The organism is Ornithinimicrobium ciconiae (genome assembly GCF_007197575.1).
Lineage (GTDB): Bacteria > Actinomycetota > Actinomycetes > Actinomycetales > Dermatophilaceae > Ornithinicoccus > Ornithinicoccus ciconiae.
On sequence record NZ_CP041616.1, the window covers coordinates 1050709 to 1076213 of the forward strand.

23 protein-coding genes and 1 tRNA gene are annotated in these 25505 nt (G+C 70.7%); 18 read left to right on the top strand and 6 right to left on the bottom strand.

Annotated features, from left to right (window positions below; genetic code table 11):
- Positions 1-52 precede the first annotated feature (52 nt).
- The 12 genes from FNH13_RS04745 (at position 53) to htpX (ending at position 11717) form a co-directional block, all read left to right on the top strand.
- Positions 53-1213: an AAA family ATPase gene (locus FNH13_RS04745; RefSeq protein WP_143782415.1), complete on the top strand. Its 1161-nt coding sequence runs from the start codon at positions 53-55 to the stop codon at positions 1211-1213.
- Between the two features lie 121 nt (positions 1214-1334).
- Positions 1335-1691, top strand: coding sequence for an NADH-quinone oxidoreductase subunit A (locus FNH13_RS04750; RefSeq protein ID WP_143782416.1), 357 nt, complete (start codon positions 1335-1337; stop codon positions 1689-1691).
- A complete protein-coding gene (locus FNH13_RS04755; RefSeq protein ID WP_143782417.1) occupies positions 1691-2341 on the top strand; it encodes an NADH-quinone oxidoreductase subunit B in 651 nt (216 codons plus the stop codon). The genes FNH13_RS04750 and FNH13_RS04755 overlap by 1 nt, the downstream gene beginning before the upstream one ends.
- Complete coding sequence (locus FNH13_RS04760; RefSeq protein ID WP_143782418.1) at positions 2338-2892, top strand: NADH-quinone oxidoreductase subunit C; 555 nt, start codon at positions 2338-2340, stop codon at positions 2890-2892. The genes FNH13_RS04755 and FNH13_RS04760 overlap by 4 nt, the downstream gene beginning before the upstream one ends.
- Positions 2892-3854, top strand: coding sequence for an NADH-quinone oxidoreductase subunit NuoH (gene nuoH, locus FNH13_RS04765; protein ID WP_143782419.1), 963 nt, complete (start codon positions 2892-2894; stop codon positions 3852-3854). The genes FNH13_RS04760 and nuoH overlap by 1 nt, the downstream gene beginning before the upstream one ends.
- Complete coding sequence (locus FNH13_RS04770) at positions 3851-4498, top strand: NuoI/complex I 23 kDa subunit family protein (RefSeq protein ID WP_165700020.1); 648 nt, start codon at positions 3851-3853, stop codon at positions 4496-4498. The genes nuoH and FNH13_RS04770 overlap by 4 nt, the downstream gene beginning before the upstream one ends.
- The gene (locus FNH13_RS04775) at positions 4495-5055 is read left to right on the top strand and encodes an NADH-quinone oxidoreductase subunit J family protein (protein WP_143782420.1); all 561 of its coding nucleotides are present in this window, start codon (positions 4495-4497) and stop codon (positions 5053-5055) included. Before FNH13_RS04770 ends, FNH13_RS04775 begins: the two co-directional genes overlap by 4 nt.
- Entirely contained in the window at positions 5052-5420 is a 369-nt protein-coding gene (gene nuoK, locus FNH13_RS04780; protein ID WP_143782421.1) for an NADH-quinone oxidoreductase subunit NuoK, read from the top strand. The genes FNH13_RS04775 and nuoK overlap by 4 nt, the downstream gene beginning before the upstream one ends.
- The gene (locus FNH13_RS04785; protein ID WP_143782422.1) at positions 5417-7462 is read left to right on the top strand and encodes an NADH-quinone oxidoreductase subunit 5 family protein; all 2046 of its coding nucleotides are present in this window, start codon (positions 5417-5419) and stop codon (positions 7460-7462) included. The genes nuoK and FNH13_RS04785 overlap by 4 nt, the downstream gene beginning before the upstream one ends.
- Positions 7459-9042: a complex I subunit 4 family protein gene (locus FNH13_RS04790; protein ID WP_143782423.1), complete on the top strand. Its 1584-nt coding sequence runs from the start codon at positions 7459-7461 to the stop codon at positions 9040-9042. Before FNH13_RS04785 ends, FNH13_RS04790 begins: the two co-directional genes overlap by 4 nt.
- Positions 9039-10730 carry a proton-conducting transporter transmembrane domain-containing protein gene (locus FNH13_RS04795; protein WP_143782424.1) on the top strand — a complete coding sequence of 564 codons (1692 nt, stop codon included), beginning with the start codon at positions 9039-9041 and terminating at the stop codon, positions 10728-10730. The genes FNH13_RS04790 and FNH13_RS04795 overlap by 4 nt, the downstream gene beginning before the upstream one ends.
- A 129-nt stretch (positions 10731-10859) precedes the next feature.
- Entirely contained in the window at positions 10860-11717 is an 858-nt protein-coding gene (gene htpX / locus FNH13_RS04800) for a zinc metalloprotease HtpX (protein WP_143782425.1), read from the top strand.
- Between the two features lie 182 nt (positions 11718-11899).
- On the opposite strand, the gene folP is transcribed toward htpX, so the two are convergent.
- Positions 11900-12844, bottom strand: coding sequence for a dihydropteroate synthase (gene folP / locus FNH13_RS04805; RefSeq protein ID WP_228266592.1), 945 nt, complete (start codon positions 12842-12844; stop codon positions 11900-11902).
- 57 nt (positions 12845-12901) lie between these two features.
- Here folP and ald point away from each other — a divergent pair, with 57 nt between their 5' ends.
- Complete coding sequence (gene ald / locus FNH13_RS04810) at positions 12902-14017, top strand: alanine dehydrogenase (protein WP_143782426.1); 1116 nt, start codon at positions 12902-12904, stop codon at positions 14015-14017.
- Positions 14018-14040: 23 nt separating this feature from the next.
- Positions 14041-16518 carry an aminopeptidase N gene (pepN, locus tag FNH13_RS04815; protein ID WP_143782427.1) on the top strand — a complete coding sequence of 826 codons (2478 nt, stop codon included), beginning with the start codon at positions 14041-14043 and terminating at the stop codon, positions 16516-16518.
- A gap of 144 nt (positions 16519-16662) precedes the next feature.
- Here pepN and FNH13_RS04820 read toward each other — a convergent pair whose 3' ends face one another.
- The 3 genes from FNH13_RS04820 to FNH13_RS04830 all read right to left on the bottom strand — a co-directional run bounded on the left by FNH13_RS04820 (position 16663) and on the right by FNH13_RS04830 (position 19588).
- Positions 16663-18339 (bottom strand): hypothetical protein, encoded by a 1677-nt coding sequence (locus tag FNH13_RS04820; RefSeq protein WP_143782428.1) that lies wholly within the window; start codon positions 18337-18339, stop codon positions 16663-16665.
- 82 nt (positions 18340-18421) lie between these two features.
- Entirely contained in the window at positions 18422-18937 is a 516-nt protein-coding gene (locus tag FNH13_RS04825; RefSeq protein ID WP_165700021.1) for an RNA polymerase sigma factor, read from the bottom strand.
- A gap of 153 nt (positions 18938-19090) precedes the next feature.
- Positions 19091-19588, bottom strand: coding sequence for a YajQ family cyclic di-GMP-binding protein (locus FNH13_RS04830; RefSeq protein ID WP_143782430.1), 498 nt, complete (start codon positions 19586-19588; stop codon positions 19091-19093).
- 77 nt (positions 19589-19665) lie between these two features.
- Between FNH13_RS04830 and FNH13_RS04835 the strand changes: the two genes are divergently transcribed.
- The 4 genes from FNH13_RS04835 (at position 19666) to FNH13_RS04850 (ending at position 22713) form a co-directional block, all read left to right on the top strand.
- Positions 19666-19751 (top strand) — tRNA-Tyr (locus tag FNH13_RS04835).
- Positions 19752-19935: 184 nt separating this feature from the next.
- Positions 19936-20520, top strand: coding sequence for a DinB family protein (locus FNH13_RS04840; protein WP_143782431.1), 585 nt, complete (start codon positions 19936-19938; stop codon positions 20518-20520).
- Positions 20521-20552: 32 nt separating this feature from the next.
- On the top strand, positions 20553-21782 hold the full coding sequence (gene rocD, locus FNH13_RS04845; protein WP_143782432.1) for an ornithine--oxo-acid transaminase: 1230 nt from the start codon (positions 20553-20555) through the stop codon (positions 21780-21782).
- 127 nt (positions 21783-21909) lie between these two features.
- Complete coding sequence (locus FNH13_RS04850) at positions 21910-22713, top strand: sulfite exporter TauE/SafE family protein (protein ID WP_143782433.1); 804 nt, start codon at positions 21910-21912, stop codon at positions 22711-22713.
- Between the two features lie 17 nt (positions 22714-22730).
- On the opposite strand, the gene FNH13_RS04855 is transcribed toward FNH13_RS04850, so the two are convergent.
- Positions 22731-24788, bottom strand: coding sequence for an acyl-CoA dehydrogenase family protein (locus tag FNH13_RS04855; RefSeq protein ID WP_143782434.1), 2058 nt, complete (start codon positions 24786-24788; stop codon positions 22731-22733).
- Between the two features lie 12 nt (positions 24789-24800).
- A complete protein-coding gene (locus tag FNH13_RS04860) occupies positions 24801-25454 on the bottom strand; it encodes a TetR/AcrR family transcriptional regulator (RefSeq protein WP_143782435.1) in 654 nt (217 codons plus the stop codon).
- Positions 25455-25505: the final 51 nt, after the last annotated feature.

The following is a 25505-nucleotide window of genomic DNA, read 5'->3' on the forward strand; positions in this document are numbered from 1 at the left end:
ACGGTGCGGGCTGTGTCACCCGGTGTCAGCGCGGGGTGGCAGGGTGAGCAGCGTGATCCGCACAGTCGCCGTCCACGGGTATCGCTCGATCCGCGACCTGACCCTTGAGCTGGGCGGCCTCGACGTGGTCACCGGAGCCAACGGCTCCGGCAAGTCCAACCTCTATCGTGCTCTGCGACTGCTGGCCGGGTGTGCCGACGGATCGATCGTGCCGGCGATCGCCCGCGACGGTGGCCTGTCCTCGATCCTGTGGGCGGGGCCGGAGCGCCCGTCCGCGGACGTTGTCGCGGGACGAGCCCCGGCGCAGGGGACCGCCCGTCGCGAGCCGATCAGCCTGCGGTTGGGTTATGCCAGCGACGAGCTCGGCTATCTCGTGGATCTCGGCGTCCCAATCCCGTGCCACAGCCCGTTCGTCAACGATCCCGAGCTGAAGCGTGAGCAGATCTTCCACGGCGCGGTGGCCCGGCCGGGCAGCCTCCTGGTCGACCGGCGCGGACCGGACATCCGCGTGCGGGACGAGCAGTGGCGACACCTGGAGCAGCAGGTGCTGCCGCACCAGTCGGTGCTGGCCGAGGTTGCCGGGGTCGAGGGGGCTCCCGAGATCACCGCCGTGCGGCGCGAGATCCTCACCTGGCGCTTCTACGACCACTTCCGCACCGACCCGCAGGCCCCCGCTCGCGCGCCGTCCATGGGCACGATCTCACCTGTGCTGTCCCACGACGGTGCCAACCTCGCGGCAGCGCTGGTGACGATTGCCTTCCAGGGAGACCAGCGCGGTGTCGACGCCGCCGTCGAGGCTGCTTTCCCCGGCTCGACCCTGTCGACCCGTGACCTGCCCGACGGACGGGTCGAGGCTGCGCTGAGCCAGCCGGGGCTGCTGCGCGCCCTGGCTCCAGCTGAGCTGTCCGACGGGACGTTGCGCTATCTCCTGCTCGTCGCCGCCCTCAAGACCACCCGACCGCCGGGTCTGATGGTGCTCAACGAGCCGGAGACCAGCCTGCACCGCGACCTGCTGCCCGCCCTGGGGGACCTGATCGCCGATGCCTCCAGGTCGACCCAGGTCCTGGTGGTGACGCACTCTCCGGAGCTGATCGAGGCTCTCGGCAGGCACGGGGCCGTCCGCCATGAGCTGACCAAGGATCCAGGCGGCACGGGTGTCGCCGGGCGGGGTGGTCTGCTCGACGTGCCGCGCTGGGTGTGGCCCGGCCGGTGACCGGTGCGTCCACGCTGGTGACCGGGACGGCCACGCCGGTGCTGAGGGCGACCGTGTCGTAGGGGGTGAGGCTGCCTGTCTTCCTGCGGAAGGTGTGGCCTGCGCGTTAGGCTCGCGTGTGATGACCGACTACCTCGTGGCGCTCGCCGTGACCATGACCGGGATCCTCCTGGTCGTGGCGGCCGCTGGTGCACGACGGGTGCTGGCCCCGCACGACCCGCAGCCCCGCAAGCTCACGACCTACGAGTCCGGTGTGGACCCGGTCGGCTCGGGCTGGGCCCAGGGTGCGGTCCGCTACTTCATCTACGCCCTGCTCTACGTCGTCTTTGCCGTCGATGTCGTCTACCTGTTCCCCTGGGCGCTGGTGCTGCGCACCGAGATCGGGGCCGCATCACTCGTCGAGATGGGCATCTTCCTCGGGGTCCTGCTCATCGGTCTGGGCCACGTGTGGCGCCGCGGTCTGCTGAGGTGGGTGTGATGACGGTCGATCTGCCCACCCCGCGGGTCGGCCGCGCCGCGGAGGCCGCCCCCGACGCGGTGCGCGTCGTGCTCAACTGGGGGCGCAAGTACAGCCTCTGGGTCTTTAACTTCGGGCTCGCCTGCTGCGCGATCGAGTTCATCGCCGCCTCGATGGCCCGGCACGACTTCATCCGGCTCGGCGTCATCCCGTTTGCCCCCGGGCCGCGCCAATCGGACCTGATGGTCGTCTCCGGCACGGTCACGGACAAGATGGCCCCGGCGATCCGTCGGCTCTATGACCAGATGCCCGAGCCCAAGTACGTCATCTCCTATGGCGCGTGCTCCAACTCCGGAGGTCCCTACTGGGACTCCTACTCGGTCACCAAGGGCGTCGACCAGATCATCCCGGTCGACGTCTACGTCCCCGGCTGCCCGCCCCGGCCCGAGGCGCTGCTCCACGGCATCCTCACCCTGCAGGAGCAGATCGCCGCCGAGACCCCCGGTCGCGCCCGGGCAGGCTCTCGACCCAGACCGTATGCCGAGCTGCCGGCCAGCGCGGGTGAGGTCACCCGAGGCCTGCTGTCGCCACCCGACACCACTCCACCGAGCGCGTCGGATGGCGACAAAACCACCCCACCGAGCGCGTCGGATGGCGGTGAGAGCCGGTGATCACCTGGGACGTCACCGTGGAGGAGTGGACGCAGCAGGTGCGGGCGGCCCACGCCGAGGGTTTTGACTTCTTTGACTGGCTCTCCGCCGTCGACCAGCTTGATGCCGAGGCGGACCCCGGCCTCGACGTGCTGTGCCACCTGATCCGCACCGACCCGTGGGAGCGGGTGCTGCTGCGCACCCGCGTGCCGGTCGGCACGTCCCTGGGCAGCGTCACCGAGGTCTTTCGCGGAGCGGCCTGGCACGAGCGCGAGACGCACGAGATGTTTGGCATCGACTTCGCCGGCTTCGACGACGGCACCTCCGCCGGGCTGCGGCCGCTGCTACTGCCCAACGGCTTCGAGGGCAACCCGCTGCGCAAGTCCTTCCACCTGACCGCGCGAGCCTCGAAGCCGTGGCCCGGCGCCAAGGAGCCGGGCGAGGGCGGCGAGGCCGCCGCCGAACGGCCGGCGCGTCCGGGCCGGGACGGTGAGACACCGGCGCCGCGCAAACGCGCCCGCCGCCGGCTCCTGCCGCCGGGGGTCCCCGACGAGTCCTGGGGGCCGCGCTGATGGAACTGCCTCTGACCGTCGAGATCATCCTCAAGGCCGTGGTCGTGCTGGCGGCCTTCCTGACTCTGCCCCTGGCCATCGGCCAGACCGAGCACAAGGTGATGGCGCACATGCAGGGGCGCCTCGGCCCGATGGAGGCCGGCCCTCACGGCATCGCCCAGCTGGTGGCCGACGGCATCAAGTTCGTCCAGAAGGAGGACATCACCCCGGCCGCCGCGGACCGGTGGGTCTTCCGGCTGGCTCCGGCGGTCGCACTGATCCCCTATCTCATCGCGCTCGCCGCCATCCCGTGGTCCGCGGCCTGGGTCGCTGCCGACGTGCCGGCGAGCCTGCTGTTCGTGCTAGCCGTCAGCTCCATCGGGATCTTCGGCACCCTGATGGCCGGGTGGGGCAGCGGCAACAAGTACTCCCTCGTGGGAGGCATGCGGGCGGGTGCGCAGCTGGTGAGCTATGAGCTGCCGATGGTGCTGGCGGCCGCCTCCGTGGCGATGGCGGCCGGCACCCTGTCCCTCACCGGGATCGCCCAGGCCTGGTCCTGGTGGTGGCTGGTCTGGCAGCTGCCCGGTGCGCTGGTCTTCCTGATCGCGGCGGTCGCGGAGCTGCAGCGGGTGCCCTTCGATGCCCCCATCGCCGACGCCGAGGTGGTGTTCGGCCCCTACACCGAGTACTCCGGCCTCGGCTTCGCCTTCTTCCTGCTCGCCGAGTATGCCGGCATCGTCGTGATGTCCCTGCTGTTCACCGTGCTCTTCCTCGGGGGCTGGTCCGGACCCTTCGCCGACACGCTCGGCCCGGTGTGGACCCTGCTCAAGGCGACACTTGTCGCCATACTCATCCTGTGGTTGCGGATCGCCTGGCCCCGGGTGCGCGAGGACCAGCTGCAGCGCCTCGCCTGGACGGTGCTGGTGCCGCTGGCGCTGGTCCAGCTGGCCCTGACCGGCGTCGGGGTGGTGATCTGGGGATGAGTGAGGAACCGGTGCAGACGGGTCGCGGCGACGCGACACCAGGGGCCCTGGACCTGCTGCGCGGCCTGGGTCGCGGCCTGGCCACGACCGCCAAGACGCTGGTCACGCCCGCGCACACCCGCCAGTATCCGCACGTCGAGCCGGACCTGCCGGAGCGTTCGCACGGGGTCATCGCGCTCCTCGAGGAGAACTGCACCTCGTGCATGCTGTGCGCCCGTGAGTGCCCGTCGTGGTGCATCTACATCGACTCGCACAAGGAGACCCTCGAGCCCACGACCGAGGGCGGGCGGGCGCGGCAGCACAACGTGCTGGACCGTTTCGATATCGACTTCTCGCTCTGCATGTACTGCGGCATCTGCATCGAGGTGTGCCCGTTCGACGCACTCTTCTGGGCCCCCGACTTTGCGTATGCCGAGGGAGACATCCGCAACATGCTCCACGACAAGTCCCGGCTGGGCACGTGGATGGCCCGGGTGCCGGACTCCGCCCTGCCGGAGGGTTATGTCAGGCCCGGAGCCGACGCAGGACCCGCAGCGGACGAGAGCCCCGCAGAGATTGCCGGCCCTGCCGAGGTCGCGGGCTCCGCAGCGGTCGAGCCCGACGGGCCAGCCTCTGGTGCCGCCGCCCCGGAGGGTGAGGAGTGACCAGTCGCGACGTCCTGTTCGCGGCAGTGGGGTTGATCACCGCTGCCGCTGCCGTGTTGTCGGTCACCAGCCGCCGGGTGCTGCACGCCGGCCTGTGGCTGGTCGTCGCGCTCGGGGGAGTGGCTGGTTGCTATCTGGTGCTCGGCGCCGAGCTGGTGGCACTGGTGCAGCTGCTCGTCTATGTCGGTGCCGTCGTCGTCCTCGTGCTCTTTGCCCTCATGCTGACCCGGACGGGCGTCGCGGAGGTGGACAGCACGCCGGGCCAGCGCTGGTTGGCCGCAGCGATCGGCGCGGGGGTCACCGTGCTGGTGGGCGGCACCCTGATTGCCGCGTATGGCTGGCAGGAACGGCCGGTGACCGGCGCCAGCAACGAGCAGATCGGTGAGCAGATCTTCGGCACCTGGGTGTGGCCCTTCGAGCTGTTGTCCCTGCTGCTGCTGGCGGCGCTCGTGGCGGCTGTCGCCGTGGCCACCACCGGCCGGCGGGCAGGCGCTGAACAGGGCTCGGGGGTTAAGGCCGTGGCGGGTGCCGACTCACGCTCGGGGGGCGAGCGGTGAGCGCGGCGCTGCCCTTCCTGCTGGCCGCAGTGCTGGCCGGAGCGGGCACCTATGGCGTCCTGGCCCGGCGGCACGCCGTGCTGATGCTCATCGGCGTCGAACTGCTGCTGGCGGCTGCCGGTCTGATCCTGGTCACGGTCGGTCAGCTCAACCCGGATCCGCTGGCCTCGGGAGCGGTGCTCACCCTGTTCATCATCACGATCGCAGCGGCCGAGATCGTCGTCGCGCTCGCCGTGATCATGGCGATGTTCCGCACCCGCGGTGACGTGGACCTCACCGGAGAGTCCATCCCGGCTGTGCCGACGAGCACCGGAGAGGCCATCCCGACTGTGCCGACGAGCACGAGGTCCGGAGGGAGCACGTGATCCGCGCCCTCGACATCGGTTGGCGAGACTGGGAGCTGCCGCAGATCCCGCTGCCGACACTGCCGGACGTGCCGGTGCCCGACCTGCCGCTCACGCCCGCGCAGGCAGTCATCCTGCTCTCGGCGGTCGCGGCCGGTCTCGGGCTGCTGCTGTCCGCGCGGTCCTCACGGGTCGCGGCATGGCTGGCGATCCTGCCGGCCGGGCTGGTCCTGCTGACCTCGCTGTGGCAGATGTATGCGATCACCGAGACCGGTGACCCCACCCTGTCGGGCACGATCGGCACCCTCGCCTTCGGCGAACTGACCGTGCCGCTGGAGCTGTCGGCCTCCCGACTCAGCGCCCTGGTGGCCGCGGTCGTCGCGCTGGTGGCCTGTGTCGTGCAGGTCTTTGCGCGCTGGTACCTCTGGTACGACCCGCGCTACCGGCAGTTCTCGGCGACCGTCTCGCTGTTCACCGCCGCGATGCTGCTGGTCGTCCTCTCCGGAGACATCCTCCTCACGCTGATCGGCTGGGAGGTGATGGGCTGGTGCTCCTTCCTGCTCATCGGCCACCTGTCCGCCAAGGACTCCGCCAACCGGGCCGCGACCAAGGCGCTGATCGTCACCCGGCTGGCCGACGTCGGCTTCGTCATCGGTCTGGTCGCCCTGGCCGCAGGGGCAGGGACGACCTCGATCAGCGGGATCATCGAGCACTGGGTCACCGTGGGGACAGACGTCGTCGCGCGACCCGGCCAGGAGACCCTGCTGTCGCTGGCGATGATCGGCATCGTGCTCGGCATCCTCGGCAAGTCCGCGCAGCTGCCCTTCCAGGACTGGCTGCCCGACGCCATGGAGGGTCCGACGCCAGCCTCTGCCCTGATCCACGCTGCCACGATGGTGGCCGCGGGCACGGTGGTGCTGGCCCAGCTCTTCCCGCTGCTGCAGGCGGCAGCTCCGGCCCGGGTGCTGCTGGCCGTCCTGGTGTCCGTCACCGTGGTCCTGGCCGCGCTGCTCGCCTTTGCCCAACCCGACATCAAGCGGCTGCTCGCCTGGTCGACGGTGAGCCAGGTCGGGCTGATGCTTGCCGCCCTGACCGTCGTGCCGGCGGGCACCGGGCCGGACGCGGCCATCATGCACCTGATCTCCCACGCCTGGTTCAAGGCCCTGCTCTTCCTGGCGGTCGGCTGGATGGGCGTGCTCACCGGCGGAACCGTCGTGCGCTATGTCGTCTCGGCCACCAAGCGCTACCGCTCGTTGCGCCGCCCGCTCGGTCTCGGGCTGCTCTCGCTCGCCGGCGTGCCGCCGCTGATCGGCTTCGTCTCCAAGGAGCTGGTCCTGGCCCAGGCCGAGCACGGGGTGGAGCACGGAGCCGGCATCTCCGGGACCATCGTCCTGGCTGCGGTCGGAGCCAGCGTGCCGCTCACCGCCGCCTACTGCATGCGGGCCTGGCTCATCCTGGACCGGGGTCCGCGCCGCCGGAGCGTCCGGGAGCCCCGTCGTCACCAGGGGCAGCAGATCATCGACGACTTCTTTGCCGAGCCCGAGGTCGTGGAGGAGGCGATCGGCATCGAGGAGGCCGAGTCCGCCATCTCCTCCTCGGCCCGCTCAGGCGTCGCGGTGCTGGGTCTGCTGTCGGTCGTGGGTGGCCTGCTCGTCTTCACCCCGCAGATCCGTTTTGACCAGAGCTTCAACCTGCAGCTCCTCGGTGCCTCGCTGCTGCTCATGGCCCTGGCCGCCCTCGCGGTCTGGGTCGCCTCGCGGGGTGTCGGCTCCCGGGACGCCGCAGCCCGCCTGCCGATCACGGTCAGTCTCGCCGCCGAGCGGGGGCTGGGCTTCGACCGCCTCTATCAGTTCCTGGTGGTGCGCCCGGTGCTCGCGCTGGCCCACGGCGTGCAGTGGGCGGACCGTGAGGTCCTGGACGCCTATGTCCGGGCGACCGGCCCGGCAGCCCGGCTGCTCGGCGGGGCCCTGCAGCACACGCACCCGCGTCGTCCGGCGCCCGGGCTGGTCCTGGTCCTCGGCGGCCTCGTCGCGCTGGCTGCTCTCGGGGTGGTCCTGACATGAGCCTGCTGGAGGACCTCGCCCTGCCCGTCCTGGTGCTGGTGCCCCTGCTGGTCGGGGTCTGGCTGCTGATTGCTGACCGGGTCGGCCCTCCTCCCCGGCCGGGCACCAGCCGCGGCGTCTCCGTCGCAGCTGCCGTGCTCGTGGCTGCCGCGACGGTCGTGGTCGTGTGGCGTCGTCCCGAGCTCGAGTTCACCTGGATCGAGAGCCTCGGCGTCCGGATCGACGTCGGGGTCGACGGGCTCAGCGCTCCCTTTGTGCTGCTCACCGGCCTGATGGCGCTGGTGGCGACCCTGGTGCCCTATCACGAGCCCCTCTCGGACGCCCGCCTCGGGCTGCCCGGACGGCCCGAACCGACCGAGCCCCTGCCGGTGGGGGTCACGACACCCGCTGCACCGTCACTGGCGACCTACTACTCCTGCCTGCTCGTGGTGATCGGTGGGTCGCTGCTGACCTTCCTGACCCGGGACGCGGTCGTCTTCTTCGTCGCCTTCGAGCTGGTCCTGATCCCCATGTGGGTGCTGATCTCCAGGCACGGTGATGCCACCAGCACGGCAGACCGGGACGGTGCCGCCCTGCGCTTCCTGCTCTTCACCGCGACCGGCTCCATGCTCATGTTGATCGGGATCCTGGCCGTGTGGGGGGCCACCGGGACCACCGACCTGGTCCGCTGGGCCGATCTGGCGGGGTCCTCCCTGGACCACGGCACCCAGGTGATCGTCGCCGTCATACTGCTCATCGGGCTCGGCATCAAGGTGCCGGTCTGGCCGTTGCACACCTGGCTGCCCTGGGTGCACGCGACCGCGCCGACGGCCGGGTCGGTGCTGCTGGCGGCCGTGCTGCTCAAGATGGGCGCCTATGGCATGATCCGCCTGGTCGCCGCACCGCTGCCGGACGGGCTGAGCACGGTCTCGCCGGTCCTGGCTGGCTGTGCGGTGACCGGCATCCTGTGGGCCGGCCTGGCCTGCCTGGTCGAGCAGGACCTCAAGCGGCTCATCGCCTGGGCCTCGATCGGGCACCTCGGTTTCGTCGTGCTGGCCATCGCGGCCGGTTCGCAGACCGGGCTGCAGGCCGCGGTCTACGGCAACATGGCGCACGGGCTGATCTCCGCGCTGCTGTTCGTCCTGGTCGGCTCGCTCAAGCACCAGTGGGGCGGTGCCGACCTGGCCACCCCGCGCGCCGCCCTGCGTGAGGTGTCCCCGCGACTGGGCCTCGCGCTCGTCCTCGGCATGGCGGGCGCCATGGGCCTGCCCGGTCTGGCCGGGTTCTGGGGCGAGTGGGGAGCCATCTTTGCCGCCTGGGCTCCAGGGGAGGGGCGCACGGAGGGGTGGTTCCGCTTCTTCGCCGTGCTCGCCGCGGTGGGAGCGGCGCTGGCCGTGGCCTATGCCGTGCGGGTGCTGCGTGAGGTCTGGGCCGGCGACCGCCGGGCTCCCGCCATCCGGGACACCCGCGGCGTCGAGCTCGGCATCCTCGTGGTCCTCGGTGTCGGCATCGTCGCGCTGGGGGTCTATCCCGTGGCCCTGCTGGACCTCAGCGCACCAACCGTCGAGTCGATCATCACCGGTCTGGGGGCGGGCCGATGACCCTGGAGCTGAACTTTGCCGCTCTCTGGCCGGTGCTAGCCCCCGCCTTTGCGGCGATCGCGGTGCTCGTGCTCGATATTGCCTGGCCCCGGGCCCGCACCGCGCACCTGTGGCTCGCCGCGGCGGGTCTGGTCGGCGGAGGCCTGGCCACCATTCCCGCCCTCACCCAGTCGCCGGGTGACGTCGCGGGGGCCTTCTGCCTGCCCTCCGGGACCTGCCTGTATGCCGCCAGCTCGCTCAGCGCAGGGCTGCAACTCCTCGCCCTGGGCAGTGCCCTGGTCGTGCTGGTGCTGACCTGGTCGCAGTGGGGTCGAGCCGGTCGGGGGAGCGGCACGAGCGCCCCCACAGTCGTGCTGGTGGCACTGTTCCTGGCCGCCACCGCCGGGGTGGTCGCCGTCCCGGCCGCCCGCGACCTGGGCACGCTGCTGGTCGCCCTCGAGCTGGCCACGCTGCCGGTCGTGGGCCTCGTCGCGCTGGAGCGCCGAGCGAGCCGCCATGCCGGCGCCGTGGCTGGTGCCGTGGCGCTGCTGACGACCTCGCTGGTGTCCTTCGCCCTCCTCGCCCTCGGCGCCGCCCTCTGGGTCGCCGCGACCGGCACGGCACTCCTGGACCCGGTGGCCGCCGCCGAGGCCGCAGCGGTGCCGGAGCGCTCGGCCCTGCTGCTGCTCTCCGCTGTGCTGGTGCTGGCTGGCCTGGGTTTCAAGCTGTCCACCGTGCCCTTCCACGCCTGGACGCCGCTGACCTATGCGAGCGCCCCGCTTCCGGTCACCACCTATCTCGCGGGCACCTCCAAGGTGGCCGCCCTGGGCGGGATGATCGTGCTGGTGCAGGCGCTGGCCGGCACCTCAAGTTTCGCCCTCGTCGCGGTGGCCGTGCTGGCCGCCCTCACCATGACCCTGGGCAACACGATGGCGCTGCGCCAGGACGACCTGGTGCACCTGCTCGCCTGGTCTGCGGTCGCCCAGGCCGGGTGGCTGATGCTCCCACTGGCCTCGCTGTCTTCCCGCGCGGTGCACGCCGCCGGTGGCTACCTCGCGGTCTATGTCGTCGCCACGGTCCTCGCCTTTGTGGTGGTCATCGCCGTGGCCCAGCGGCCCGGTGGGGGCACCGCACTGGCCGACCACCGCACCCTGTCCCGGCGCCAGCCGCTGACCGCGGCCGCCCTCGGTCTGGCCCTGCTGACCCTCGCGGGCCTGCCGCCGGCGATCATCGGTCTGGTCGCCAAGGTTGTGGTCCTGCGCCCGGTCGCGGCTGACGGCACCTGGTGGCTCCTCGTCGTCGCGGCGCTGAACATCGCCCTCGGGATCGCGGTCTACGTGCGCTGGCTCGCTGCCCTGATCGAGCGGGTTCCGGCCGGTGCGGAGGTCGTCCCGGTCGGTGCTGAGCCGCTTCCGGTCGGCGCGGAGCGGGCCCCGACTGACGCGGAGCGGGCCCCGGCTGGTGCTGAGCCGATCCCGGGCGGTGCTGAGCCGATCCCGGCCGGCGCGGAGACGGCGAGTGCGGAGAGCGCAGGCGCAGAAGACGACGCCGGGTCGGTGCTCGACCACACCCTCCCCACGACCCACTCGAGGACGACTGCGGCCCCGGCGCACGCGGCATACGTCATGCCCTGGACGCACCGGGTGCTGATCGGGGTGCTCGCGGCCCTCCTCCTGCTCGGCAGCATCGCGCCGGTGGGCATCTTCTAGCCCCGCTGAGCACCAGAAGGCACTGTGGGGTGCAGAATCGGTCACGGGTGACCGCTTTTGCACCCCACTGTCGTGACGATCGCGGCGCCGAGGCCGGAACACCCCGAGGGAATGGAGCGTTTGACGAGCATGCACAAGCACTACAACGGCCTGAAGACCGCCCTGCTGTTCGGCGGCATCTGGGCCCTGCTCCTGGCGCTGGGCGCGGTGATCGGCAACGGTCGCTATATCTGGCTGTTCGCACTCATCGGTGTGGCGACCACCGCCTACGGCTACTGGAACTCCGACAAGATCGCGATCAAGGCGATGAAGGCCTACCCGGTCACCCCGGAGCAGCAGCCGGCGATGTATCGCATCGTCGAGGAGCTTTCGGCACGCGCCGGCCAGCCGATGCCGCGGCTCTATGTCAGCCCGACGGCCGCCCCGAACGCCTTCGCGACCGGCCGCAACCCGCAGAACGCCGCGGTGTGCTGCACCGAGGGGATCCTGCACCTGCTCGACGAGCGTGAGCTGCGCGGTGTCCTCGGTCACGAGCTGATGCACGTCTACAACCGCGACATCCTGACCGGATCGGTCGCCGCCGCGCTCGCCGGCATCATCACCTCCGTCGCGCAGATGATGCTGTTCTTCGGCGGGGGCGGTGGGGAGAACCGGCCCAACCCCTTTGCCATGATCGCGATGGCGCTGCTGGCCCCGCTGGCCGCTTCGCTCATCCAACTGGCCATCACCCGCACGCGGGAGTATGACGCGGACGAGGACGGCGCCGCCCTCACCGGCGACCCGCTGGCCCTGGCGAGCGCCCTGCGCAAGATCCATCTCGGCGCCCAGGCCGCGCCGCTGGCACCGGAGCCCCAGCTGGTCAACGCCAGCCACATGATGATCGCCAACCCCTTCCGGGCCGGCGACGTCAAGCGGCTTTTCGCGACGCACCCGCCGATGGAGGACCGCGTTGCACGGCTTGAGGCCATGGCGGGCGGGCCGCGCTAGGGCCGCGCTGACCCCGCTCAACCTGGGCACGCCTAGGGCCGCGCTGACCCCGCTCAACCTGGGCACGCTTAGGGCGTCGGTGTCACGGATATAGCTGTCGCACCGGCGCCTTAAGCGTGCCCAGGGTCCCCGATGAGAGCCGCGAGGAGAGCCCCGAGGAGAGCCGCGCGGTCAGGGCCGGCTCAGGGCTCGCCGCGGACGCTGAGCGCCGGGGGGCGGTCGCCCCGGATGGTCGCGACCATGTCCACGACCCTGCGGGTCGCCCGCACGTCATGCGCGCGGAAGACGGTGGCCCCTAGCCACGCCGCGATCGCTGTCGCGCCCAGCGTCCCCTCCAGCCGGTCGTCGGCCGGCAGGTCGAGGGTCTCGCCGACGAAGTCCTTGCGCGAGAGGGCCTGCAGGATCGGATAGCCCAGCACGGCCAGGTCGCCGGTGTGCGCCAGCACGGTGAGGCTGTGCCGGGTGGTCTTGCCGAAGTCCAGCGTGGGGTCGATCAGCACCCGCTCGGGCGCAACCCCCGCCGTGACCGCTGCCGCGGCACCCTCGGCCAGCACCCGCAGCACGTCCCGGACGACCGCGAGGTCATCGCCGCCCTGCTCGTCGGCATACGTCACGGCGACGGGGTCAGTGCGCGGGGGCAGACCGCCGGTGTGCGAGACGACGATCCCGGCTCCGATCTCGGCTGCGACGTGCACCAGGTCGGGGTCATGACCGGCCCAGGTGTCGTTGACCAGGTCCAGCCCCACGCTGCTCGCCTCGCGGGCCACCTCGCTGCGCCAGGTGTCCAGACTCAGCACCAGGTCGGGGAACTCGGTGCGCGCGGCCTCTAGAAAGGGCATGACGCGGCGCAGCTCCTCGGCGGCGTCCACGACCGGACCCTGCGCCCCGGCGCGCACTCCACCGACATCCACGATGTCCGCTCCCGCAGCTACCGCCTCACGCAGCGCCTGGAGGGCAGAGTCGAGCTCGGCGTGCCGGTTGCCGCCCCAGAACGAGTCGGGTGTGCGGTTGACGATGGCCATGACTGCGAGGTGGGTGTGGTCGAAGGTCCGGCCCCGCAACCGCAGGGGAGGAGTGTGCGCCAGCGCGAGAGGGTCGGTTGCTGCCGGTGCTGAGGGGGTCGCCACGCCGCCATCGTGCCACGCGGCCTTGCCCCCGGCCGCGACAGCGACCAGTATCGAACGATGAGGATCGGCGTGCCCAGGGAAGTCAAGAACCGTGAGTACCGGGTGGCGCTCACCCCGATCGGGGTCCACGAGCTGGTCTCGCACGGGCACGAGGTGCTCATCGAGACGGACGCGGGGTCGGGATCGCACATCCCGGACGAGGACTACAAGCGTGCCGGTGCCCAGATCGTCGAGGCGGTCGACGAGCTGTGGGGCAGCGCCGAGGCGGTCCTGAAGGTCAAGGAGCCGGTCCCGGAGGAGTATGACCGGCTGCGGGAGGGACAGATCCTGTTCACCTTCCTGCACCTGGCCGCCAACGCCGAGCTCACCCGGGAGCTGATGGAGCGCAGGGTCACGGCCATCGCCTACGAGACGGTGCAGCTGTCCTCAGGCGCCTTGCCGCTGCTCTATCCGATGTCCGAGGTCGCCGGGTGCCTCGCGCCGCAGGTCGGCGCACACGCCCTGCTGCGTGCCCACGGCGGCCGCGGCGTGCTGATGGGTGGTGTGGGCGGGGTCGCCAACGCCAAGGTGGTCATCATCGGGGCCGGTGTCGCCGGGCAGAACGCGGCCGACATCGCCGTCGGGATGGGCGCCGACGTCACCCTGCTCGACACCGATGTCGGCAAGCTGCGCACCGCCGGCCTGCGCTCGCACGGTCGGGTCACCGGGCTGGCCTCCTCCGAGCTGACCCTGCAGGAGTCCGTGCTCGGGGCCGACCTGGTCATCGGGGCGGTGCTCCTGCCCGGCGCCGCCACCCCCAAGCTGGTGAGCAACGACCTGGTCTCCCGGATGAAGCCCGGCTCCGTCCTGGTGGACATCGCGATCGACCAGGGCGGCTGCTTCGAGGACAGTCGGGTGACCACCCACGACGACCCGACCTTCACCGTGCACGACTCCATCTTCTACTGCGTGGGCAACATGCCGGGGGCGGTCCCGCACACCTCGACCTATGCGCTGACCAACGCCACGCTGCCGTATGCCGTGGCCCTCGCCGACAAGGGCTGGGCCCAGGCGCTGCGCGAGGACCCCAGCCTGGCCCGCGGGCTGAGCACGCACGCCGGGCTGCTGACCAACGCCGCCGTCGGCCAGGCCGTCGGCCTCGACTCGGTGCCGGTCCAGGACGTCGTGGACTGACCGACGTGGCAGGGTGGGGGACCATGTCCTCCCTCACCCGTGCGGACGCACAGTTGCGCGCGCAGACTATCGCCGTGACGGCATATCAGGTCGAGCTGGACCTGACCCGTGGCGACCAGTCCGACCACCCCACCTTCGGCTCACGCAGCGCGGTCTCCTTCACGGCCACTCCGGGAGCGAGCACCTTCCTGGACCTGCGGGCGCGCGAGGTCCACTCGATCGACCTCAACGGCACGCCCATCGACCCGGCGACCGTGACCGACGGTCGGGTGACACTGACCGACCTGGCCCCGCAGAACACGGTCGTGGTCGAGGCGACGATGGCCTACAGCAATGACGGTCAGGGACTGCACCGGGCGCTCGACCCGGCGGACGGACTGGCCTATGTCTATGGCCACCTCTTCCTCGACGCGGCGCCCACGGTCTTCGCCTGCTTTGACCAGCCCGACCTCAAGGCGCCCTACAGCCTCACCGTGACCGCGCCGCCGGAGTGGACGGTGCTCGGCAACGGTGCCGCGGTGCACACCGGTGACGGGCGCTGGGAGCTGGCGACGACCAAGCCGCTGGCCACCTACTTCGTCACGGTCTGCGCCGGCCCCTATGCCTCGGTGACCGATGAGCACGACGGCATCCCGCTGGGCATCCACGCCCGCGCCTCCCTGGCTGAGCACCTGCGCGAGCAGGCGCCCGAGATGCTGCAGGTCACCAGGGACGCCTTCGACTACTACCACCAGCTGTTCGGCATCCGTTACCCGTTCGGGTCCTACCACCAGGTCTTCGTCCCCGAGTTCAACGCCGGTGCGATGGAGAACCCCGGCTGTGTGACCTTCCGCGACGCCATGATCCACCGCGGCGCCGCGACCGACGACGAGCGGCTCGGGCGGGCCAACACCATCTGCCACGAGATGGCGCACATGTGGTTCGGCGACCTGGTCACCATGCAGTGGTGGGACGACCTCTGGCTCAACGAGTCCTTCGCCGAATACATGGCCCACCGCACGCTGAGTGCCGTCACCGGCTCCGACGACGCCTGGGTCGATGCGACGGTCTCCCGCAAGGCCTGGGGGTATGCCGCAGAGCGGGCCCCCTCGACCCACCCGGTGGCGGGGTCCCCGGCTCCGGACGCCGACACCGCCCTGCAGAACTTCGACGGGATCTCCTACGCCAAGGGCGCGGCGGTGCTGCGCCAACTGATCGCGCACCTGGGTGACGACGCCTTCGTCGCCGGCGTGACGGCATACCTGAGCGACCATGCCTATGGCAACGCCGCCCTGGCCGACTTCCTGGGGGCGATGGAGGCCGCCTCGGGCCGGTCGCTGACCGGCTGGGCCGAGGGGTGGCTGACCACCGCCGGGCTCGACACGATCGCCGCCGAGCAGGCCGACGACAGCGTGCGGCTCACCCGCACCCGACCCCCGGGCTCAGCCGCGGACCGGCCGCACACGCTCGACGTCGCGGGGTGGAGCGACGGAGCTCAGGTGCTGGCCCTCCCGGCGGTGCTCACCAGCGACGAGGCGACGCTGCCGGTGGCTGGGAGCGAGCCGGCCGCGCTGCTGATCCCCAACGCCGGTGACCTGACGTGGGCCACGGTGCAGCTCTCGGCGGAGAGCCTGGCGGCGCTGCCTGCCGAGCTGGCACAGGTCAGCGAGGCCCAGCACCGGGCGGTGGTCTGGGTGGCGCTGACCGACGGGCTGGCCCACGCCAGCGTCGACCCCCGCCTGGTCGTGGACACCTTCGCCGCGACCTGGCCCGGTGAGGACCACCCCTCGATCCTGAGCCGCACGGGCTTCCTGCTGACCGCACGGGTCCTGGGCGAGTACCTCGCTGACCGGCACGTGCCCGCCGCCCGCACCGCGGTCGCCGGTGCCGCCCGTGCCCGGCTTGACTCAGCCGAGCCGGGCTCGTCGCAGGCGCTGGGCGCGGCCCGGGTCCTGGCGGCGACGGCAGACCCCGAGCTGCTGCGCCGTTGGGCGGACGGGGAGGAACTGCCGCAGGGCCTGGCCGGTGACGCGGACTTCCGCTGGCTGGTGCTGCGCTCCCTTGCCGTCGCCGGGGAGGTCACCGTCCCGGAGCTGGAGTCCGCTCGGGAGGCGGACAACTCGGTGCAGGGCAACCTCGGCGCACTCACCGCCCGTGCCGCCCTGCCGGACGAGGCGAGCAAGGCCTGGGCCTGGGAGCAGCTGGTCGGGGACGGCCGGTCCAACCATGAGCGCAATGCCCTGGCCGGCGGCTTCTGGCTCGGGCGGCACGCCGACCTGCTCCGGCAGTATGTCGCCCGCTTCCACCGTGATGTGCCAGCACTGGAGAGTCGGGTCGGGCAGGACGCGCTGGCGCGGGTCGCCACGATCGCCTACCCCCGCACGGTGGTGGAGGAGGCGACCGTCGCCGCCACGGACGAGCGCCTGGCCGCCGGTGACCTGTCGCCCGCCGTCGGCCGTGCCCTGATCGACCAGCAGTCGGTGCTGCGCGAGGTGCTGGCCTCCCGGAAGGCCTTCGCCTGACCGAACCGCGCTGCGCACACAATCGTCGGGGTGCAGGATCGGTCACCGGTGACCGATCCTGCACCCCACAGAAGTCAGTGACGCCGAAAACGAGGGACGCCTACCACGAGGGACGCCTGAAGCCAGTGGCGCCTGAGCGCGCCGTCAGGGCGTGAAGTCCAGGGCCTCCTCGGCCAGGCCGAGCACCTCCCAGTAATTGCCCTTGCCATCAGAGAGGGCATACATGGGGACCAGGAACTCGGTGCCGTCCCACAGGCTCAGCACCCCGGTGTGCAGTTCGACGCTGGTGACGGTCGACTCGCTGAGGGGGTAGGGGATGGGGTCACCCGGGGAGACCGGCGGCAGCTTCGCCGGCTCGCCCCACTGGTCCGCCGGATAGATGTACTCCAGGTCCGGGATGTAGGCACCCATCTGCTGGTAGCGGGCGTCGGTCGCGCGGGTCACGGCCTCGGTCGGTGAGATGACGTTGTAGGTGCCCAGCTCCGCGAAGTCACCGAGCAGCAGGCTGGCGTAGACCACCCCGCCGCTGGCCACCGAGAAGTGCCACGAGCGGTATGCCGACAGCGGAGAGTTCGGATCGGTCACCGTGACCGGGACGTCGGTGATGTCCGCGTCGATCATGGACTGGTAGTCCTCCAGCAGCTCGCTGTCGATCGCGGGGTTGGCTGTGCTGGCCGCGGCGTCCCCCTCGGCGGTGCTGGCCTCTTCGTCGTTCCTGGACTCGTCGTCCCCGGACTCGCCGTCCCCGGACTCGCCGGTGCTGGACTCGTCACCCGCGCCGAACATCGCCGCGTCGTCATAGGAGTCCACGGTGAACTCCAGGCCGGAGTAGTCGACCCCAGCCTGCGTCAGGAACTCCTGAGCTGCGGCGATCGCTGCCTCGTCGTCGGGCAGTTCGCCCGCTGGCACGCACTCGATTTCCGTCGGGGAGCCCGGACCGAACCAGCCGTAGCCCTCGTCGGACTCGGCCATGTCGGCCATCATCTGGTCGCAGTAGGGATCCAGGGCGGGGTTGCTGTAGTCGATCGTCAGACCGCTGTAGTTGTAGACGTTGAGCATCCGGCCGTCGGTGCTGTCCGTGACGGAGGAACTGTCCGTCCCGTCGTCAACGATCTCGCCGTCGATGCCGAGACCGTCGGCATACTGCCTCAGCAGGTCGGGCGCGCTCGCGGCGTCGGTGTCCCCGACCTGGACCGCGTAGACCGGGCCGGTGGTCCGCTCGGTCGACAGACCCGCACCGGCAACCGGGACAGCTGGCCCGGCATAGCCGCCTCCCTCCGCGGACATCCCCGCATCCCCGCCAACGTAGTGCTCGTCGCCCATGGCCCGCTCGGCCGCGTCCTCAGCAGCGCCCATGAGCGCAGGGTGCTGATCTCCAGACGCATCGGCTCCACCCGCGTCCGACCCGCTGTCGCTGTCCTGAGTGGACGACGCAACGCTCGTGCCGCCCCCGTCATCCCCTCCGGCTGTGGCCGCGCCGACGGCATAACCACCACCGCCGAGGGCGACGGCAGCGACGGCTGCTGCGACCAGGAGGCCGCTGCGTCCGGTGCGCACTCCCGGGTCTGAGATGTGGACCGCGCTGCTGCTCGAGTCGCTGGCGCTGTAGGCCGCCCGGTAGTCGCTGCCGGTCACCGGGCGATGAGTGCTGCCGGTCACCGGGCGATGAGTGCTGCCGGGCAGCTGGCCGGTCTGGCTGTCGCCCAGTGGCGTGCGCCCCCGCAGCCGCGCCGTCATCTTGTGCAGGTCCGGGTGTGCTCCTGTCGCCGGGTCCGCAGCGCGGAGCCGGGCCAGTGCCTCATCGTCCTGGTAGTCGCTCATCGTGTGTCCTCCCTGACGGTGCCACCCTCAGCGTGGCTGCCTACCTGCTCTGTGTCGCTGGTGCTCCGAACGTTGCGCAGCCTCATGTCGCCCACGCCTCACGCAGTCGGGCGCGCGCCCTGGACAGGGCGGCGGCGGCACCACCACGGGTGACGCCGAGGGCCTTCGCCAGACCCTCGCCGTCCAGGCCCTCCCACGCATGCAGCATGAGGACCTTGCGGTCTCGGGCGCTCAGCCGGGCCATCGCGCGGCGCACGTCGTCGTCCTCGACGACCAGCTCCGCGGGGTCGATGCTGCGGCTGCGGTCGTCGTCGGACCCGGCGCCATAGTCGGCCAGGAGCGTCAGCGTCGGCTTGCGGCGATGGTTGGACAGCACATACGAGGCCGTCTTGTAGAGCCAGGGGAGGGTGAACTCCTCGGGGATGGAGTCGCGCCGCCGCCAGGCGACCGCGAAGACCTCCGCGGCCAGATCCTCCGCCTCCTGACGGGGAGCGCGACGCACGAAGTAGCGGTGCACCGACACCGCGTGCTCGGCGAACAACTGGTCAAACCACGCCTCGTCGCGGGTCGGTGACCCCGGACTATGTCCCTCTGCCATGCCCAGCACCATCGCCGCCTCCGACACCCGGTCGCCCCAGCGTCAGGGGCGTCTGCCCAGTCACTGTCAGGGAGCTCACAGGTGTTGCACCGCTTGGGCGACTTCATGTCCCGGCCGCCCACTGACCCGGTCAGGCGCTGGGGGAGACATCAGTTAGCGGTAGTTCGTGAACTGCACCGCGAAGTCGAGGTCGGCGGTCTTGACTAGACGCTGGACCTCCTGCAGGTCGTCGCGGGACTTGGAGGTCACCCGCAGCTCGTCGCCCTGGATCTGGGCCTTGACTGACTTGGGGCCCTCGTCGCGGATGAGCTTGGAGACCTTCTTGGCGTTTTCGCTGCTGATGCCCTCGGTGAGGGCGGCGTCCAGGCGGTATTCCTTGCCGGAAGGGCGCGGGTCACCGTCATCGGAGTAGTCCAGCGATTTCAGCGAGACGCCGCGCTTGACCAGCTTGGTCTGCAGGACGTCGAGAACGGCCAGGCAGCGCTCCTCGCTGTTGGCCTTCATGGTGATCGAGTCACCGGACAGCTCGACCAGGGCACCGATGTTGCGGAAGTCGTAGCGCGTGCTGATCTCCTTGGCGGCCTGGTTGACAGCGTTGGCGACCTCCTGCTTGTCGACCTTGCTGACGATGTCGAACGACGAGTCGGCCATGATGCTTCTCCTCAGTGGGTAGCGGGTCCGGTTCGGACGTGGTGTGCTTCCCTGTTATTGTTTCATCCGCGCTCCACGGCAGGTTGTCCGAGCGGCCAATGGAAGCGGACTGTAAATCCGCCGGCGTATGCCTACGCAGGTTCGAATCCTGCACCTGCCACCACGACGAGGGCCCGACCACACCGGTCGGGCCCTTCGCGTGTCCCACCCGTTTTTGGGGAGGTTCGGTACGCGGGGAACCTATTTTGGGGGAGGTTTAGTACGCACGCCGGAGCTCGTGGGCCACCAGCCCGCGGGTGTCGGTGGTTGGTCATAGGCTCGGCGCCATCCGAACCTGAGGAGTGAGCATGGGCACCGCAGACTCTGACACCGACTGGCACAGCCTGGCGATCGAGCAACTGACCTGGCACTGGGAGCACCACGCCCGGCCACGCCTGGACGGGCTGACCGACGAGGAATACCTCTGGGAGCCGGTCGCCGGTGCCTGGAGTGTGCGGCCCCGCGGCACGGGGGCGACCGCGCAGGCTATAGGCAGCGGCGACTGGGAGATCGACTTCGCCCTACCGGAGCCGAGTCCTGCGCCCGTCACCACCATCGCCTGGCGGCTCGGGCACATCATCGTCGGCATCTTCGGTGCGCGGGCCGCGTCCCACTTCGGGTTCCGTCCGTGCGACTACGTCACCTGGGACTACGCGGGCACCGCAGAGGGGGCGCTGGCCCAGCTCGACGAGACGTATGCCGCGTGGCTGGCCGGGGTGCGCGGGCTCGATTCCGCGGCGCTCGCCAAGGCTGTGGGGGAGGCTGAGGGGCCCTTCGCGGACCACCCCATGGCTGAGCTGGTGCTGCACATCAACCGTGAGGCGATCCACCACCTGGCCGAGATCGCCCTGCTGCGTGACCTGTGGGCCCACGGCGTGCGCGACCAGGTGTGACGTCGTGGGGTGGGTGGTCCTAGTCTTGCCCCATGACCGACACCCAGCTCCCGCAGACAAATGCAGCGTTCATCGAGCTCGAGGACCGCGTCGCGGCACACAACTACTCCCCGCTCCCGGTCGTCGTGGCCGAGGCCGAGGGCGTGTGGGTGACCGACGTCGAGGGCAACCGATACCTCGATGCCCTGGCGGGCTACTCCGCCCTGAACTTTGGCCACCGCCACCCCGACCTCGTCGCGGCCGCCAAGAACCAGCTCGACCGCTCGACGCTGACCAGCCGTGCCTTCCACAACGACCAGCTGGGCCCGTTCTGCCGAGACCTGGCAGCCCTCGTCGGCAAGGACCAGATCCTGCCGATGAACACCGGCGCAGAGGCCGTCGAGACCGCGATCAAGATCGCCCGCAAGTGGGGCTACCGCGTCAAGGGCGTCGAGCAGGGCAAGGCCAACATCATCGTGATGGACGGCAACTTCCACGGCCGCACCACCACGATCATCAGCTTCTCCGACGACCCCGAGGCCCACGACGACTACGGCCCCTACACTCCCGGCTTCACCGCCGTCCCCTATGACGACCTCGCGGCGATCGAGTCCGCGATCACTGACGACACCGTCGCCGTGCTCGTCGAGCCGATCCAGGGCGAGCAGGGCGTGCAGATCCCCAAGGAGGGCTTCCTGCCCGGGCTGCGCGAGCTGTGCACCGAGCGCAACGTGCTGATGATCGCCGACGAGATCCAGTCCGGCCTGGGCCGCACCGGCACCACGCTGGCCTGCGGTTATGAGGGCGTCGAGGCCGACATCTACACCCTGGGCAAGGCGCTCGGCGGTGGCATCGTCCCGGTCTCTGCCGTCGCGGCCGACGAGAACGTCATGGGCGTCATCACCCCCGGCACGCACGGCTCGACCTTCGGTGGCAACCCCCTGGCCGCGGCCGTCGGCCACGCGGTCGTCAAGATGCTGCAGACCGGTGAGCCTCAGCAGCGCGCCGCCGACCTGGAGGATGTCTTCCGGGAGGGCCTTGAGGCCCTGATCGGCAAGGGCGTGGAGACCGTGCGGGTGCGCGGGCTCTGGGCCGGTGTCGACATCGACCCCGACCTGATGACCGGCAAGGACGCCTGCAAGGGTCTGGCCAAGAAGGGGGTCCTGGCCAAGGACACCCACGGCTCGACCATCCGGCTGGCCCCGCCGTTGACGATCACCGAGGAGGAGCTGCGCCAGGTGATCGACGCCCTGGCCGCAGTGCTCACCGAGGCCGCTGCCTGAGAACTCAGGCACACGGCATACCAGGGTTGGCACACAGCAGACCAGGGGTGACGCATGACGGCGGGTGCTGCCTCCAGGGGCGGCACCCGTCGTGGCGTCCCGACTGTGGAGACAGCGGGGTGACCGGGTGAACGAGCTGCTGCTCGCCGCCCTCGTCGGGCTCGTGGTGGGCACGGTGATGGGGTCCCTGGGCGGCGGCGGCGGGATCATCTCGGTCCCGGCACTGGTCTATCTGCTGGACCAGCCTCCACTGGAGGCGACCACCACCTCGCTGGTGGTGGTCGGGGTCACGGCGATCGTCGGCGCACTGCAATACGGCAGGGCGGGGCTGGTCAACGTCACCGATGCACTGGCGTTCGGCGTGCTCAGCATCGTGGGGGCGGTGGTCGGGGCACGGATGGCGCTCGTGGTCGACGGCAACGTGCTCATGGCGCTGTTCGCGGTGCTGCTGGTGGCGGTGGCCTGGTTGATGTGGAGCCGCCAGCGGGGGCAGCAGGTCGAGGACGACGTGGCCCGCCACTGGCTTCAGCTCCGCCCCTTCCACCTGGACCGGAGACGGGCCACCCAGGTGGCGCTGGCCGCGACCGGTATCGGCTGGTTGACCGGGTTCTTCGGCGTCGGTGGTGGCTTTGCCATCGTGCCCGCACTGATGCTGCTGCTCGGCCTGCCGATGCGCCGGGCAGTGGGCACCTCCCTGCTGGTCCTGGCGATCACCAGCCTCGTCGGGCTCGCCACCCGGGTCACCGGACCGGTCGAGCTGGACTGGCCGCTCATCATCGCCTTCACGGTCACGGCCGTCCTCTCGAGCCTCGCGGCCGGCCGGCTGAGCGCCCGGGTGTCTCCGGGTCGGCTCAGCCGGGCGTTCGCGGTCTTCCTCGTCCTGGTGGCGATCTACACCGCGGTCAACAGCATCCAGGGGCTGCTGGCCTGATCTCGGCGCCTGCCGGCTCAGCCCTGCAGCATTGCGGACTGCAGCAGCTGCTCGGGGACGCCCATGCCCTCGACCAGGGGCAGCGCGAGCGGGCGCAGCTCCCGGCAACGCTGGTTGATCGCCGGGATGATGGCCTTGGCCCGCGTCGAGGACATCCGTCCGTGCTCCTGGAACCACCCGCGGTCGCCCGAGAGGTTCTCCAGGGCATAGAGGTCGCACAGCAGGTTCAGGACCCGCTTGGACTCCTCGTCCTCACAGGACTCGATGCCGGCGATGAAGGCCTCCAGCACGACCCGGTCAATGTGCGTCCGAGCGGCGAACAGGACATGGTCCTGCGTGGCGTTGAACGCCTCGAAAGCCTTGCTCTCGTCCTTGCCCGCAGTGCGCATACGCTGCGCGAGGCTGTCCAGCACGTGCTGCTCACGCTCCTCAAACATGACCACGTGCCAGCTGCGCTCCAGGACCGTGTCGGCGTCGGAGGTGCGCTGGGCGGTGGCCATGATCCGCTCGATCGCGGGACGGGCGGCGGTGCGCTCGATGACCGTGCCGCTGAAGGTGCGGACCGCGGCCTGGACCATGCCGAGCATGTCGAGGTCGCCCCACATCTCCTTGTAGTTGGTCAGCAGGCCCTTGGCGACCAGCTGCAGCAGCACCGTGTTGTCACCCTCGAAGGTGGCAAAGACGTCCGCGTCTCGACGCAGCTCGGTCAAGCCGTTCTCGGCCATGTAGCCAGCCCCGCCACAGGCCTCGCGGCACATCTGGATGGTGTCGTTGGCAAAGCGCGTGCTGACGGCCTTGAGTCCGGCGGCGCGGGTCTCCAGCTCACGCTGGGCCTTCTGGTCGCGCTCACCGACCGGCTTGCCCTGCACCGTGGCGACCGCGTTGTTGATCTCGTCCTGCGCAAAGGCCAGCGCATAGGCGGTGGCGATGGCCGGCAGGAGCTTGCGCTGGTGGGCCAGGTAGTCGAGCAGGACCACCTCACCCTCGCGCCCCGGAGCGTCGAACTGTCGACGGGCCATGCCATAGCGGGTGGCGATGGACAAGGCCTTGCGGGCGGCCTGGGCGGCGCCACCGGCGACACAGATCCGTCCCCGCACCAGCGTGCCGAGCATGGTGAAAAACCGCCGGTTCTGGTTGTCGATCGGCGACTCGTAGACGCCCTCGGCGGTGACTCCTCCATAGCGGCTGAGCAGCATCGAGCGCGGCACCCGCACCTGGTCGAAGCGGATCGTGCCGTTGTCCACACCGTCCAGCCCGCCCTTGGCGCCGTTGTCCCCCAGGGCGATTCCCGGGCGGGGCGAGCCCGACTCGTCGCGCACCGGCACGAGCACGGCATGGATGCCGTGCTGCTCGCCCGCCACCTCGAGCTGCCCGTAGACGACGGCCATCTGGGCGTCCTGCGCCGCGTTGCCGATGTAGGTCTTGGTGGCTGACTCGGTCGGGGAGTGCACCACGAACTCGTCGGTCTGCCGGTCGTAGGTGATCGTGGTCTCCAGCGCCTGGACATTGCTGCCGTGACCGATCTCGGTCATGGCGTAGGCGCCCGGCAGGTCGAGGGTGATCACCCGCGGGATGAACTCTGCTGCCTGCTCGTCGGTGCCGAGGCTGACGATGGCCCCGCCGAACAGGCCGAAGTGCACGCCCACCTTCACCGTCAGGGACAGGTCGGCCAGGGCCAGGGACTCGAAGTTGACGATGGAGCTGGCGAGTCCGCCGTCCCCACCCAGGGAGGTCGGGAAGCCCGCACCGCCGCGGCCCTGTGCGGCCAGCGTGGCGATCGCGTTGCGGGTCCAGTCGCGGGCCTCCGCCACGCTCATCGACGGGTCACGGGTCAGTCCCTCCGCCACCAGCAGGGCCCGCATCTCGGCACGGGTGTCGCCGAAGGTGCCGTCGGCTGCGCTGCGCAGGGCCGCGCCCAGCGCGGTCAGTTCCTCCGACCCGACGCTCACCCCTGCCCCCGAGGGCTCGTATGCCGCGAGACTGGTCTCCCCGACGTCGTCGCTATGGTCCGTGGTCGCCCCTGCCGTGGTCGCCCCTGCCGTGGTCTGGTCGGTCGTGCTCGTGTTGGTGCTCATGGGATTCAGTCCTCAGTCCTGGTCGTGAGTGGTCTGGTGGGTTGACGGCATACCGCTCAGGGCGGGTGCGAAGAGGGAGGTGACGTCGGCGACGACGTCCTGGCGTGGTCGGGAGCGCTCCGAGTCCATCCAGTGGTCGGCGGCGGCCCGGACGAAGCCGACCAGTCCGTGGCCCCAGGTTTGTGCGCACGCGGCGTCGCGCCCCTGGAGGGTCAGGTGCGCCTCCAGCACCTGGGCCACCTGGGCGCCGATCTGGTCGGTCAGGCCGGCGACCGGGTCGTGCTCGACGGGACCGTCCAACAGGGGGCGGGTGACCACGAACCGATAGATCTCCGGGTCCTTCTCCACGAGGGAGAGGTAGGCGTCCACCATCGGCCCGACCAGTGCCGTCGGGTCCTGCGTGTTCCAGTCCGCGGTGGCGGTGCGCAGGCTGTCCAGGATGCGTTGATCGACCGACTCGGCCACCGCTGAGTAGAGTCCCGTGCGGTCACCGAAGTGGCGATAGATCACGGTCTTGCTGGTGCCGGCCTCGGCGGAGATGTCGTCCATGCCGACGCTCGGGCCGTGGCGGCGGATGGCACGCAGTGCGGCCTCCACCAGCTCGCGCCGGCGCACCGCCCGGTGCTGGGCCCAGCGGGTGTCTCGACCATCTGCGCGTGTGGACATACAGACACAGTACCGAGTACTCGGCGTACCTGCTACTGTCGGTATCGGATA

Bases quoted from the DNA above. Each gene is read 5' to 3' on its own strand.
- FNH13_RS04750 (WP_143782416.1), top strand. From the start codon at position 1,335: ATGACCGACTACCTCGTGGCGCTCGCCGTGACCATGACCGGGATCCTC.
- FNH13_RS04755 (WP_143782417.1), top strand. From the start codon at position 1,691: ATGACGGTCGATCTGCCCACCCCGCGGGTCGGCCGCGCCGCGGAGGCC.
- nuoH (WP_143782419.1), top strand. From the start codon at position 2,892: ATGGAACTGCCTCTGACCGTCGAGATCATCCTCAAGGCCGTGGTCGTG.
- FNH13_RS04770 (WP_165700020.1), top strand. From the start codon at position 3,851: ATGAGTGAGGAACCGGTGCAGACGGGTCGCGGCGACGCGACACCAGGG.
- FNH13_RS04790 (WP_143782423.1), top strand. From the start codon at position 7,459: ATGAGCCTGCTGGAGGACCTCGCCCTGCCCGTCCTGGTGCTGGTGCCC.
- FNH13_RS04795 (WP_143782424.1), top strand. From the start codon at position 9,039: ATGACCCTGGAGCTGAACTTTGCCGCTCTCTGGCCGGTGCTAGCCCCC.
- htpX (WP_143782425.1), top strand. From the start codon at position 10,860: ATGCACAAGCACTACAACGGCCTGAAGACCGCCCTGCTGTTCGGCGGC.
- ald (WP_143782426.1), top strand. From the start codon at position 12,902: ATGAGGATCGGCGTGCCCAGGGAAGTCAAGAACCGTGAGTACCGGGTG.
- pepN (WP_143782427.1), top strand. From the start codon at position 14,041: ATGTCCTCCCTCACCCGTGCGGACGCACAGTTGCGCGCGCAGACTATC.
- FNH13_RS04820 (WP_143782428.1), bottom strand. From the start codon at position 18,339: ATGAGCGACTACCAGGACGATGAGGCACTGGCCCGGCTCCGCGCTGCG.
- FNH13_RS04825 (WP_165700021.1), bottom strand. From the start codon at position 18,937: ATGGCAGAGGGACATAGTCCGGGGTCACCGACCCGCGACGAGGCGTGG.
- FNH13_RS04830 (WP_143782430.1), bottom strand. From the start codon at position 19,588: ATGGCCGACTCGTCGTTCGACATCGTCAGCAAGGTCGACAAGCAGGAG.
- FNH13_RS04840 (WP_143782431.1), top strand. From the start codon at position 19,936: ATGGGCACCGCAGACTCTGACACCGACTGGCACAGCCTGGCGATCGAG.
- rocD (WP_143782432.1), top strand. From the start codon at position 20,553: ATGACCGACACCCAGCTCCCGCAGACAAATGCAGCGTTCATCGAGCTC.
- FNH13_RS04855 (WP_143782434.1), bottom strand. From the start codon at position 24,788: ATGAGCACCAACACGAGCACGACCGACCAGACCACGGCAGGGGCGACC.
- FNH13_RS04860 (WP_143782435.1), bottom strand. From the start codon at position 25,454: ATGTCCACACGCGCAGATGGTCGAGACACCCGCTGGGCCCAGCACCGG.